The sequence below is a fragment of the Streptomyces lacaronensis genome, assembly GCF_047337785.1.
GTDB lineage: Bacteria > Actinomycetota > Actinomycetes > Streptomycetales > Streptomycetaceae > Streptomyces > Streptomyces lycopersici.
This window is the reverse complement of the sequence record NZ_JBLHDK010000003.1, coordinates 10,666,838-10,678,515: the sequence shown is the minus strand read 5'-3', so window position 1 is coordinate 10,678,515 and position 11,678 is coordinate 10,666,838. Positions and strand designations below refer to the sequence as shown.

Genomic DNA, 11,678 nt, shown 5'->3' with positions numbered 1-11,678 from the left:
GGCCGGGTCCCGACGGCCGTGGTCCTATGAGGCCGAGCAGCGCCGCTCAAGGACCCGCCGCCCAGCCGTCGAGGAGGACGAACGACCATGACCGCCGACAGCCGCCCGGAACCACCCCACTTCGGCGACGAGCGCGAAACCCTGCGCACCTTCCTCGACTACCAGCGGGCGACACTCGCCATGAAGTGCGAGGGGCTGACGGACGAGGAGTTGCGGCAGCGGTCGATGCCGCCCTCGACGCTGACGCTGCTGGGCCTGGTGCGACACATGGCCGAGGTGGAACGGGCCTGGTTCCGGCGGGTCTTCGAGGACAACGACGCGCCGATGGTCTGGTCCCCGGTGATCGACTTCCAGGCGGCGTACGACGTGAGCGAGGCGACCGGAGCCGAGGCGTTCGCGGCCTGGGAGGCGGAGGTCGAGACCTCCCGCCGGATCGAGCGGGAGGCGGACTCACTCGACCTGGCGGGCCATCAGCCCCGGTGGGGCGAGGAGGTGTCACTGCGGATGGTGCTGGTGCATGTGCTGCTGGAGTACGGCCGCCACAATGGGCACGCGGACTTCCTGCGCGAGGGCGTGGACGGGGTCGTGGGGGCCTGAGCTATCGGCCTCCGGCCCGGGCGCCCGGCTCGATCGCCAGGGGCTCGCAGGTCCTGGCGCGCAACCGTTCGGCCTCGGACGACCGCTCGGCGCGGTCCAGCCGCGCGATGAGGGCACCGGTGGCCCCTTTCCGTACGCCCCGCTCGCTGTGCTTCTCCTTGGACTTGACCGCGAGACCGCGACGTGATGTCGACATGAAGTCAAGCGGCGCCATGGCGGCCATGGCCATCGGCCAGGTCGCGCAGCGGTTCGGGCCGGCCACTCATGTGCTGCGGCACCGGGAGACCATGGGTCTGCTGCGCCCAGCGCGTGACACCGCTGGGCGGCGGCGCTACGACGAGGCCGACCTCGTCAGGGTGGCCGTCATCGTGCGCGCCAAGGAAGCCGGGCTCGGCCTGGACGCCATCCGCGCCCTTACCGCCGCCACCGAGCCGGCCGTCCGCCGGGACATCCTGCGGCGTGAGGCGGAGGCGCTCCGCTCCCGCATCGCCACCGCGCGGGACTCGCCGGCGCTCGTCGAATGCGTCCTCGGCTGTGAGCACGACGACCTCACCCGGTGCCCGCACTACCGGCGGCGGGTGACTCCGGAGGGCTGAGGCCGCGCCGCCGTCCGCCCGCCGGGCGGGCGGGCGGGCGATGGCGACGGGCCGCGGGGCTGGTTGAGGCGGCCGGAGCTGGGCACTCCATGGAGCGCGTGGCCCGATACGACCGTGCCGGATCCCAAAGGACGATCATGAGCGAGCCCAGGACATCGACATCCCCCCGCATGCCCGGCATCTACCTCGACGACCACCTGGCCGGGGCGACCGCCGGAATGCAACTGGCCCGCCGGACGGCGCGCGAGCACCGGGAGTCGCCCTTCGGCGGCGGTCTGGAGGACGTCGCCGCGCAGATCGTGGAGGACCGCGAGGCGCTCCTGACCGTCATGGCCGACCTCGAGGTGCCCGTCCGCCGCTACAAGGTCTGCGGGGGCCGGCCGGGCGAGAAGGCCGGGCGGCTGAAGGCCAACGGCCGGCCGCGGCGTCGCTCGGGGCTCAGCACGGTCCTCGAGCTGGAGTCGCTGCGGATCGGGGTGGAGGGCAGGGCGCTGGTGTGGCACGCGCTGCCGGCCGCGGCCGGCGAGGAACCCCGGCTGGCCCCCGATCGGCTGACCGAGCTGCTGAACCGGGCGCGGCGGCAGCGCGTGACGCTGAAGTCGCCGCACGAGGCCGCGGCCGCCACGATGTTCAGCCCCGGCCGGACGGAGCCGCGGGAGGCGGTGGCCGGAACATGACTCCTCCCCCTCCCCGCATTCCTCCCGCTCCTCCCCCGGACGGCGCCGCCGAGTTCCTCTTCGTCGGCAACGCCACGCTCCTCATCCGCTACGGCGCGCTGACACTGCTCACCGACCCCAACTTCCTGCACCGGGGCCAGTACGCCTATCTGGGCAAGGGGCTGATGTCCCGGCGGCTGTCCGAACCCGCCCTGACCGTCTCGGAGATCCCGTCCGACCTGGACGCCGTGGTGCTCTCGCATCTGCACGGCGACCACTGGGACCGGGTGGCGCGCCGACGGCTGGACCGCTCACTGCCCATCATCACCACCCCGCACGCCTCCCGGCGGCTTCAGGGCGTCCATGGGTTCAGCCGGGCGACCGGGCTGCCCACCTGGCACGATCATGTCCTGGTGAACGACCGCAGCCAGGTCCGGATCACCGCGCTGCCCGGCAGGCACGCCCCGGGCCGGTGGCAGCGGCTGCTGCCACCGGTGATGGGGAGCCTGCTGGACTTCGGCGCGCCGGGGGCGGCTCCACGGCTGCGGGTGTACATCACCGGCGACACGCTGTTGTTCCCGGGCATCCACGAGATCGCCCGGCGCTACCCGGATGTGCATCTGGCCGTGGTCCACCTGGGCGGCACCCGGCTTCCTGGCGGGCTGATCGTGACCATGGACGCGCTCCAGGGGGCCGGTCTGGTCAAGGCCGTACGGCCGGAGCGGGTGCTGCCGGTGCACTACGACGACTACGCCGCCTTCAGCTCCCCGCTCTCCGCGTTCCTGGAGGAGACCCGGCAGCCGGACTTCCCGTCCGAGGTGGTCCACTGCCCCCGCGGCGAGCGCGTCACCGTGAACGCGCAAGGCGTGCTCCAGACGCTGTGAGGCCGGCCCGTAGCGTGCCGACGCCGTCAGGCCGCGCTGGTGGGCGTCTGGTCGTCGCTGCGCAGCAGCCGCAGGCGTTCCAGCAGCTGGGGACGGTGCAGGTCCACGACGCACGCCATCAGGTCCGGATGGCGCATCAGCGGCGCGGCCTGCCAGTCGTGGGCGTCGGGCTCGGTGAGCCGCCGGAACTCCCTGGGCGACCCGGCGGCGTGCTCACAGTCGGCGAGCGCCGCCACCGCCTCGGCCGCGAGGGTGGAGCAGGTGAGCAGGGCCGCCGCCCAGCTCGCCACGACCTCGTCCACCCAGGTGCGCCAGACGCCGTCGGGGCCGCGGATCTCGTACGGCTCGGCGTCCACGAGCCAGTCCAGCCGGTAGGAGCCGCCCGGTCCGGCCATGGTCACCAGGGCGGCGTCGGTGGTGGTCGGGTAGCGCAGCCAGGCGGCGACGGTCACGGCCTGTCGCGCCTGCGCCTCTGCGAGCGCGGCGTTCATCGCGCCGTCGGCCGCCGGATAGGCCCTGATCAGCCACTGCGTGGTCGCCGCTATGACGGATGACAGGTCCAGGGACAAACGAGCCGCTCCTCTTGCGCGATAGCTGTCAGCACCGTACCCGCGGGACGGCGGTGTCGAACATGACATAGATCACTCTCAACGGCGGCGCGCCGGTATGGACGCCCGGTCGAGCATCGCATAAAGGCCCGGCGGGTCGGCGTACCGCTTAACGGCCGGGGCGCCGGGTACCTGGTGGCCATGAACGCGCCAGGCCCCGCCGTCGGTGTGGTCCTCGCCACCCGCGACCGCGCCGAGAGACTCGCCACCGCCCTGGAACACCTCACAGCCCTGCCGGAGCGGCCACCGGTCGTGGTCGTGGACAACGGCTCGACGGATCACACCAGGGCCATGGTCGCCGAGCGCTTTCCCCAGGTGCGGGTCCTGGCACACGGGACCAACCGCGGCGCGCTCGCCCGCAACGACGGCGTACGCGCCATCGGCACACCCTACGTGGCCTTCAGCGACGACGACTCCTGGTGGGCACCGGGGTCCCTGGCGCGGGCCGCCACCCTGCTGAACGGCCATCCGCGGCTGGGGCTGCTGGCGGCCCAGGTGCGGGTCGGCCCGGAGGAGCGGCCCGATCCGCTCAACGCGATGCTGGCCGCCTCCCCCGCCGGCCGGGCCGGGGACCTTCCCGGCCCCGAGGTGTTCGGCTTCCTCGCCTGCGGGGCCGTGGTGCGCCGTGGCGCCTTCCTGGAGGCGGGCGGGTTCCATCCGCTGATCTTCTTCGGCGGCGAGGAGACGCTGCTCGCGTATGACCTCGCCGCGATGGGCTGGGGTGTCTCGTACTGCCCCGAGGTGGTCGCCCACCACCATCCGGCCCCCTCGCCACGCAAGGACCGCGCCGCCGTGATGCGGCGCAACGAGCTGATCTGCTGCTGGCTGCGCCGCCCGCTGCCGCTCGCCGCCCGGCGCACCGCCGGGCTGCTCACCGAGGCAGCGCGGGACCCAGTGGCGCGGACCGCGCTGAGCGGTCTGCTCGCCCGGCTGCCGGCCGCGCTGTGGCAGCGCCGACCGCTGCCGCCGTGGGTCGAGGAGGCCGCCCGGCGCGTGGACGGGCAGCAGACGGACGACGAACCCCGGCGGGAGGAGAGGCAGGCCGCCACCCATGACCAATGACCGGGACCAAGCCCAGGACGCAGGAACCGCCGACGGCCGTACGACGGTCGTCGTCATCACCCGCGACCGGCGGGACGAGCTGCTGCACACCCTGGACCGGCTGGCCGAACTGCCCGAGCGGCCGCCCGTGATCGTCACCGACAACGGCTCCACGGACGGCACCGCCGAGGCGGTGGCCCGGCTCCATCCGCAGGTGACACTGTTGCGCCCGGGCCGCAACCTCGGCGCCGTGGGCCGGAACGTGGCCGTACGGCAGGTGCGGACGCCCTACGTCGCCTTCTGCGACGACGACTCCTGGTGGGCGCCGGGGTCGCTGGCGGCGGCCGCGGACCTGCTGGACCGCTATCCGGGGCTGGCGTCGGTGACGGCCCGGATCCTCGTCGAGCCCGAGGGCACCGAGGACCCCATCGTGGCGGAGCTGCGCTCCTCGCCGGTGCCGGGCCCGCGGTGGCTGCCGGGCCCCGCGCTGGGCTCCATCCTCGCCGCCGCGACCTGCATGCGCACCGCCGCCTTCCGTTCGGTGGGCGGGTTCTCGCCCCGGCTGTGGCTCGGCGGCGAGGAGGAGCTGCTCGCCGCCGACCTCGCGGACCTCGGCTGGTGGCTGGTGTTCGCGCCCGAGTCGGTCATCCACCACGCGCCGTCGAACGCCCGCGACGCCACGGCCCGGCGGGTGCGCGGTCTGCGCAACACCCTGTGGTTCACCTGGCAGCGCCGCCCCCTCACCTCCGCCGCCCGCCGCACCCTCTTCCTGGCCCGCACGGTCCCCCGCGACCGGGCGAGCCTACGAGCCTTCACCCAGGCCCTGGCGGGCCTGCCCGGCACACTCGCCCACCGGTCCGTGGTCCCGGCCCGGGTCGAACGAGGGCTGCGCCTGCTGGACGAGACCCAGCGGGTGTCGACGGCCCGGCGCTATGTGGGGTGACCGTGGGGGCCCTGGGCGCGCGCGAGTGACGGTGGCGGAGCAGGGTCGGCACCAGTAAGGGCCCGGCCCTTCGACGCCCGCGCCCGCGTCGGTGACGGCGGCGGCACGGATGTTCCCGGCGACGGAGCCGGAGCCGGGGCCGGGGCCGGAGTCGGAGCCGGAGTCGGAGCCGGAGCCGATGGTCGGCTCGAGACCGGTGGTCCGGTTTCGGCCCCCGCCACCGGGCCGTGGTCCCCGCCCGGGTCGAGCACGGGCTGCGGCTACGGGACGAGACCCATCGGATGCCCCCGTAAGGACACCCCGAGAGGCCCGCGCCCGCGCCGGTGACGGCAGCGGGACCGTAGCGGTGTCACGAGCGCGGGCACCCGGCCGAGAGCGTCGCCCGCCGCTCGGTGAACGCCTTACGGGTGCGTGCAGGGAGCCGGTGCTGGGCCCCCTGGCCCGCAGCTCGGCCCCGACGATGCCGGCGCCGACGCGGAGCGACCACGGCGGCCGTGACCACATCGCGGCAGCAGCTGCTCCCCGCCCGCCCCGGCCGGGCCGGTGGTCTGCTCACGCGGCCGCATCTGTGACGGCGGCAGTACGGCGCTCGGCTTCGTGCGGCCGTGGTCAATGATCGACATCGCCCCGCCGGGCCAGCCAGTGGTTGGGTGCGAGGTCAGCCTCCGGCGCCGGTGAGTGTGGGCCGCGCGGGGCGGAGAGCGGGGTCGGGGAGCCGGGTGAGGGCCTCCAGGACCTCCGGCACCGTGATCCGCAACAGCCGCTCGTCCGGGACGTTTCCGTGGGCGTCACCGGGGCGGGCGGCGTCGTTGTCCGGGTGCCAGAGCGTCCGGTGAAGCGGGCCGGGCGGCGGGCCCCACAGCCGGGGGGCCACCGGGCCGAAGAGGACGACGGACGGTGTGCCCACGGCGGTCGCCAGGTGCGCCAGTCCGGTGTCGCCGACGATCACCGCTCGCGCCTGCGCCACCAGCGCCGCAAGTTCGGCGAACGGCGGGTCGGTGTCGCCGCCCAGCACGGCCGACCCGGGCAGCCCGGCGCGCCGCGCCACGTCATGGGCCAGCCCGGCCTCCCCGGCGCCTGCGGTGATGACGATCCGGTGGCCGGCGGCGCGCAGCGCGGCGCCCACGGCGGCGAACCGCGCGCCGGGCCACCGACGCGCCGCCGCGTCCGCGCCGGGGTGGACCACCACGGCGCCCGGCGCGGGCGAGGGGCGCTCGGGTCCGGGGATGCGCAGGTCCTGGGGGTCGGCAGGGATGCCGTACCAGGAGAGCAGACGGCACCAGCGGTCCCGCTCGTGCTCGTCCTCGCGCCACGGAGGCCCGGCGGTCCGCTCCGGGGGATGGGCGTAGGCCAGCAGCCGGGCGGGGCGCAGCCGGGACAGCGGGCGGTGGCTGGCCGGGCCGTTGCCGTGGAGGTCCACCGCGACATCGGGCGGCGGCCCGCTCCAGTCGATCCGGCCGGGGACGGCCCGGCCAGGGGCCGAGGTGGGGATCACCCGGTCGACGGCTCCCGCGGCGGCCGCGGCGTGGGCCTGCCGGGCGGGCGCGGCGAGCAGCAGTTCGTGGCCGGGATGGGCCCGCCGCAGCGCGCGCAGGGCGGGGACGGCGGTCAGCAGATCGCCGAGCCCGAGGGCCCGCAGGACCAGCAGCCGCGGGCGGTCGGCGGTGGGGCTGCCAGGGCCGTCGGCAGCAGGGCGACCGGAGCTGCCACCGGCAGGGCGGCCCGAGCTACCGGCGGCAGAGCACCCGGCACTGCCGACGGCAGGGCTACCGGCGGCAGAACTGCGGGGACTGCCACCGGCAAGGCGGCCGGAACCCCCGAACGCGGGGCGGTCAGGCCTGCCGGGGCCGTCGGCGGCAGAGCGGCCGGTCATTGGCGGGGGTGGAGGGGTGACGTGGCGGGCTGGGTGGAAGTGTGGGGGCCGAGGGCGGCTCGGAGGGCCAGTTCGGTGGTGGAGCGGCCGGCCAGGTAGGGCAGGACGAGGGCCTGGCCGCCCCAGTCGCGCAGTACGGCGGTCTCGGGCAGGGCGTCCGCGCTGTAGTCGCCGCCCTTGACCCACACATCGGGGCGCAGCTGCCGTAGCAGCGTTTCGGGGGTGTCCTCGTCGAAGACGGCGACGGCGTCCACACAGCCGAGTCCGGACAGGACGCGGATCCGGTCGGCCACCGGGTTGATGGGCCTGCCGGGCCCCTTGAGGCGGCCCACGGAGGCGTCGGAGTTGACGCAGACGATGAGGCAGTCGCCGATCCGGCGGGCGTTCTGTAGCAGCCCGACGTGTCCGGCGTGCAGCAGGTCGAAGCAGCCGCCGGTGGCGACGACCGTGCCGCCGCGGGCGCGGACGGCCTCGGCCAGTGCGTGGGCGTCGGCGGGGCGGCGGGGCTCGGTGGGGTGGGTCCCGGGGCCGCCGGGGAGATCCCACAGCGCGGGGTTCCCGGCGCCGCCCGCCGTGACGAACTCGGCCGCCTCGGCGACGGCGAGCTGCACCGCCTCCTCCGGGAGCGCCCCGTCGGCCAGCGCCCCGGCCACGGTGGCGGCGAAGCAGTCCCCGGCGCCGCAGGGGTCGCCCTGGGCCCGGTGGGGCGCGGGCATGTACATGGGGTTCTCGCTGTGCGGGAGGGCCAGCACGGCGCCGCGTTCGCCGAGGGTCACGGCGACCGCCGCGGCCCGCCAGCGCTCGGCGAGGCGGGCGCCCCTGCCACCGTGCGCGTGCAGCGAGTCGGCGTCGCCGGACAGGGCGTGGCGGGCCGACCCGAGCAGGGCGCGTGCCTCGGCGGCGCTGGGCGTGGCGAGCCGTGCGCCGGGCACGGGCTGCTCACCGCGCGGATGCGGATCCCAGACCAGGGGCACCCGGCGGGCGGCGGCACCGAGTTGCTGCCGCAGCGCGGCGGCCGTACCGCGGCCGTAGTCGGCCACCAGCACGGCGAGGGCGTCCCGGAGCGCGGCCAGGGCGTCCGGGCCGGGGTTCCCGGGGGTGCCGCCGCCGCGGTCGACCCGGACCAGCGGGCGGCCCCCGGCGCGGATGCGGGTCTTGACCGGAAGAGTGCCGTCCAGCGGCAGCTCCACCAGCTTCACGCCCGGGGTCAGCGCGTTCCGTACGGTCTGGCTCGCGGTGTCGTCGCCCAGCGCCGTGACCAGGACGACCTCGCGCCCCTGGCGCGCGGCGAGCATGGCGGCGAGTCCCGCTCCTCCGGGGCGGCTTCGGTCCACGTCCACATCGACGACGGGTGCCGGTGCGTCCGGCGCCAGGCGGGTGGCCTCGCCGTCGATGTCCTGGTCCAGCAGGACGTCTCCGACGACGACGAGCGGTCGCGGGGCGGCGGTCATGCTCTCACCTCCGATCGGGGGATGGATGTCCATGGCACGGGCCCCTCGTGGCCCTCGGAGCCCTCATGGCCCTCACAAGGACGGATACGGCCTCACCACCCCGTCCACGGACGCGGCCCCGTCCACCACCCCGATCTCGTGGTCGAAGGTGTCGCACAGCAGATGCAGGGCGACCAGATGCGCCTCCTGGACGGTCGCGGTGGAGCCGGAGCCGATGCACAGGGCATCGTCGGCGCGGAAGGCCAGCGGGTTGGGCCGGGGGCCGGTCATGGCCCACACAGACAGTCCGGCGGCCCGGCCGGTGTCGGCGGCGGCCAGCAGATTGGGGCTGCGTCCGGAGGTGGACATCAGCATCAGCACATCGCCGGGCCTGCCGTGCGCGGCCACCTGACGGGCGTACAGCTCCTCGAAGCCGTAGTCGTTGCCGATGGCGGTGACGGCGGAGGTGTCGGCGTGCAGGGCGATGGCCGAGTACGCCGACCGCTCCCGCTGATAGCGCCCGACGAGTTCGGCGGTGAGGTGCTGGGCCTGGGCGGCGCTGCCGCCGTTGCCCGCGGCCAGCAGCCGGCCGCCGACGGGGAGGGTGGCGGCGAGGTGGCGCCCCCACTCGGCCACCTGTTCCAGACCCTGGTCGCGCAGGGCCACCAGCGCGTCCTGGAGCGACTGGCAGTGGGCGTGGGCGGCGCGCAGCGGGTCGGCCGTGGCCGTCCCCGCGGGCCCGTACCCGGTTGGGGACGGACGACGGGCGCGGGAGCCGGTGCCCGCTACCCCCGCTTCCCGGGGCAGGGGTCGGGACTGGGGACGATCGCGGGTGCTCATGCCGCCTCCGTAACGGGTGCCGGGTGCGGGGTGAGGACGTCCTGGTAGGCGGCCTCCGTGGCGGCGGCCACGCGGTTCCAGCTGTAGCGGGTCAGCACCCGCCGGCGCCCCGCCTCGCCGCAGGCCGCGCGCGTCGCCGGGCGGGCGAGGAGCGCGGCGGCGGCCTCGGCGAGGGCGGCCGGGTCGCGGGGCGGGACCAGCCGGCCGGTGCCGGGATCGGCGACGGTGTCGCGCTGTCCGCCGACGGCGGAGGCGACGACGGGCGTTCCGCAGCTCATGGCCTCCAGGGGGACGATCCCGAAGGGTTCGTAGTCGGCGGGGCACAGCACGAGGTCGGCGGCGCGCAGCAGTTCGGGCATCCGCTCCGGCGGCAGTCCGCCGGTGAGCCGGACCCGGTCGGCGACGCCGAGGCGGTCGGCGAGCCGACGCAGCCGCCGTGCCTCGGGGTCGTCGCTCAGCTGGGCGGACGGCGGTCCTCCTGCGATGACGAGTTCGGCGTCCGGCAGCAGGGTGAGCGCCGCGATGGAGACGGCGGCCCCCTTGCGCGGTACGAGCCGCCCGATCTGGGCGAGCAGGGCCCGGCGGGCCGGGCGGGGCGCCGTCGGCCCGGCGGGGGTGAACAGCCGCGGGTCGACTCCGCAGGGCACGACGGTGATCCGCCCGGGGTCCAGCCCCATGGCGGCCAGTTCGCCGAGTTCGTCGCGGCAGGTGGCCACGATCCGGTCGCAGCCCTCCCCGATGGCGGTCTCCCAGGGGACGCGGTCGGCGGGGCTGGTGTCGGCGTCCTTCTGGTGGCGCCGCTTGACGGTGCCCAGTGCGTGGTAGGTGTGCGCGAGCGGCAGTCCGAGGGCGCGGGTGGCCTGGAGCGAGGCGACGCCGGACATCCAGAAGTGGGAGTGCACCAGATCGGGTGGCGCGCCACGCCATTCGCTTTCCAGATAGGCGCCGAACCGCCGCATGTAGGGCAGGAGGTCGTCCTTGGGCAGCCGCCGGGCGGGGCCCGCGGGGACGTGCCGCACCTCGACGCCCGGGTGCGGGCGGACGGTCACGGGCAGGTGGGGGGCGTCGCGGCGGGTGTAGACGCGGACGCGGTGGCCGCGGTCGGCGAGGGCCGCGGCGAGCCGGGCGACATGGACGTTCTGGCCGCCGGCGTCCACCCCGCCGAGCACGGCGAGCGGGCTCGCGTGCTCCGAGACGAGTGCGATGTCCAGGTGCTCGGGCGGTCCGTGGCGCGGAATCATCGGGTCACCTCCTCCATCAGCCGCTCCCAGTCGTCGAGGAAGCGTTTGAGTCCGTAGGCGTCGAGTGCCGCCCGGCGGGCCCGTGCCCCGTCCTCGGCGGCGGCGTCGGGGTCCCGCAGATAGCGGCGGGCCGCGCGGGCGAGGACGTCGGGGCGGGTGGAGATCACCCCGGCCCCGGCCGGCACCGCCTCGACGGCCTCGGTGGTGGCCAGGGCGACGACGGGCAGCCCCAAGTGCATGGCTTCCAGGAGGGAGAGCCCGAGCGAGGTCCAGCGCACGGGGTGCAGATACACCCGGCGGCGCGCCATGGCGGTGTGCAGCTCGGCCTGGGGGAGGTCGTGGGCGCGGCAGCGGTCGGGGGGCAGGCCGAGGTGGTCGGCGAGGCCTTCGGTCGCCATGCCGAAGACGTCCAGCGGGGCGGCCTCGCTGAGGGCGGGCAGCAGATCGGTGCCGGTGTGGCGGCCGCGCCGGATCGGTTCGTTGACGACGACGGCGGCGCGGGTCAGCTCCCCGGTGTAGCGGTGGCCGGGGTCGACGATGCCGTGCTCGATGACGGTGGTGGGGGCGCGGCCGCTGTCCCAGAAGAGCCGGTTGAAGTGGGTGACGTGGACGAGGGTGAGGTCGTCGCGGTCGGCGCAGGGGTGGCGGGTGCCGGGGACGTCTCCCTCCGGCGCGTTGTGCTCCAGGTAGACGGCGGGCACATCGCGCCCGGGGCGGCGGCCGCCGAGCCAGCGCCTCGCCAGCTCGGCCTCGTGGGGCCGCTGGAGGACGATCAGGTCCACGGGGGCGTCCCGCAGCTCCTCCGGGGTGACCTCGGTGACCGTGTCGGGCCAGGTGTAGGTGCGGGCCCGGCCGCGCCCGTCCGGGCCCCGGCCGGGGAGGACGGGGACCAGGTAGCGGTGCGGGCCCTGGACGAAGGCCGTGGTCCAGGAGCCGTGCACATGCCACAGGAGGACGTTCATTCGAGCT

The 11,678-nt window shown here is 75.7% G+C and carries 13 protein-coding genes; 6 read left to right on the top strand and 7 right to left on the bottom strand.

Going from position 1 to position 11,678, the window contains the following annotated elements:
- Positions 1-87: 87 nt before the first annotated feature.
- Entirely contained in the window at positions 88-597 is a 510-nt protein-coding gene (locus ACMTAK_RS46280) for a DinB family protein (RefSeq protein WP_413811704.1), read from the top strand.
- Between the two features lies 1 nt (position 598).
- Here ACMTAK_RS46280 and ACMTAK_RS46275 read toward each other — a convergent pair whose 3' ends face one another.
- On the bottom strand, positions 599-793 hold the full coding sequence (locus ACMTAK_RS46275; RefSeq protein WP_413811703.1) for a hypothetical protein: 195 nt from the start codon (positions 791-793) through the stop codon (positions 599-601).
- Here ACMTAK_RS46275 and ACMTAK_RS46270 point away from each other — a divergent pair.
- The 3 genes from ACMTAK_RS46270 to ACMTAK_RS46260 all read left to right on the top strand — a co-directional run bounded on the left by ACMTAK_RS46270 (position 792) and on the right by ACMTAK_RS46260 (position 2,733).
- On the top strand, positions 792-1,193 hold the full coding sequence (locus tag ACMTAK_RS46270; RefSeq protein ID WP_413811702.1) for a MerR family transcriptional regulator: 402 nt from the start codon (positions 792-794) through the stop codon (positions 1,191-1,193). The genes ACMTAK_RS46275 and ACMTAK_RS46270 overlap by 2 nt on opposite strands.
- A 137-nt stretch (positions 1,194-1,330) precedes the next feature.
- Positions 1,331-1,870: a hypothetical protein gene (locus ACMTAK_RS46265; protein ID WP_413811701.1), complete on the top strand. Its 540-nt coding sequence runs from the start codon at positions 1,331-1,333 to the stop codon at positions 1,868-1,870.
- Entirely contained in the window at positions 1,867-2,733 is an 867-nt protein-coding gene (locus ACMTAK_RS46260; protein ID WP_413811700.1) for an MBL fold metallo-hydrolase, read from the top strand. Before ACMTAK_RS46265 ends, ACMTAK_RS46260 begins: the two co-directional genes overlap by 4 nt.
- A 26-nt stretch (positions 2,734-2,759) precedes the next feature.
- Here the strand turns inward: ACMTAK_RS46260 and ACMTAK_RS46255 are convergent, their stop codons facing one another.
- Positions 2,760-3,302 (bottom strand): hypothetical protein, encoded by a 543-nt coding sequence (locus ACMTAK_RS46255; protein WP_413811699.1) that lies wholly within the window; start codon positions 3,300-3,302, stop codon positions 2,760-2,762.
- Positions 3,303-3,482: 180 nt separating this feature from the next.
- On the opposite strand from ACMTAK_RS46255, the gene ACMTAK_RS46250 reads away from it, so the two are divergent.
- Positions 3,483-4,403, top strand: coding sequence for a glycosyltransferase family 2 protein (locus ACMTAK_RS46250; RefSeq protein ID WP_413811698.1), 921 nt, complete (start codon positions 3,483-3,485; stop codon positions 4,401-4,403).
- Positions 4,393-5,325, top strand: a complete 933-nt coding sequence (locus tag ACMTAK_RS46245) for a glycosyltransferase family 2 protein (protein WP_413811697.1) — start codon at positions 4,393-4,395, stop codon at positions 5,323-5,325. Before ACMTAK_RS46250 ends, ACMTAK_RS46245 begins: the two co-directional genes overlap by 11 nt.
- 658 nt (positions 5,326-5,983) lie before the next feature.
- Here ACMTAK_RS46245 and ACMTAK_RS46240 read toward each other — a convergent pair.
- From ACMTAK_RS46240 to ACMTAK_RS46220, 5 genes are all read right to left on the bottom strand, one after another.
- Positions 5,984-7,198 (bottom strand): glycosyltransferase family 9 protein, encoded by a 1,215-nt coding sequence (locus ACMTAK_RS46240; protein WP_413811696.1) that lies wholly within the window; start codon positions 7,196-7,198, stop codon positions 5,984-5,986.
- Positions 7,195-8,649, bottom strand: a complete 1,455-nt coding sequence (gene rfaE2 / locus ACMTAK_RS46235) for a D-glycero-beta-D-manno-heptose 1-phosphate adenylyltransferase (protein ID WP_413811695.1) — start codon at positions 8,647-8,649, stop codon at positions 7,195-7,197. The genes ACMTAK_RS46240 and rfaE2 overlap by 4 nt, the downstream gene beginning before the upstream one ends.
- 72 nt (positions 8,650-8,721) lie before the next feature.
- A complete protein-coding gene (locus tag ACMTAK_RS46230; RefSeq protein WP_413811694.1) occupies positions 8,722-9,468 on the bottom strand; it encodes a D-sedoheptulose-7-phosphate isomerase in 747 nt (248 codons plus the stop codon).
- Positions 9,465-10,709, bottom strand: coding sequence for a glycosyltransferase (locus ACMTAK_RS46225; protein ID WP_413811693.1), 1,245 nt, complete (start codon positions 10,707-10,709; stop codon positions 9,465-9,467). The genes ACMTAK_RS46230 and ACMTAK_RS46225 overlap by 4 nt, the downstream gene beginning before the upstream one ends.
- Positions 10,706-11,671 (bottom strand): glycosyltransferase, encoded by a 966-nt coding sequence (locus tag ACMTAK_RS46220; protein ID WP_413811692.1) that lies wholly within the window; start codon positions 11,669-11,671, stop codon positions 10,706-10,708. The genes ACMTAK_RS46225 and ACMTAK_RS46220 overlap by 4 nt, the downstream gene beginning before the upstream one ends.
- Positions 11,672-11,678: the final 7 nt, after the last annotated feature.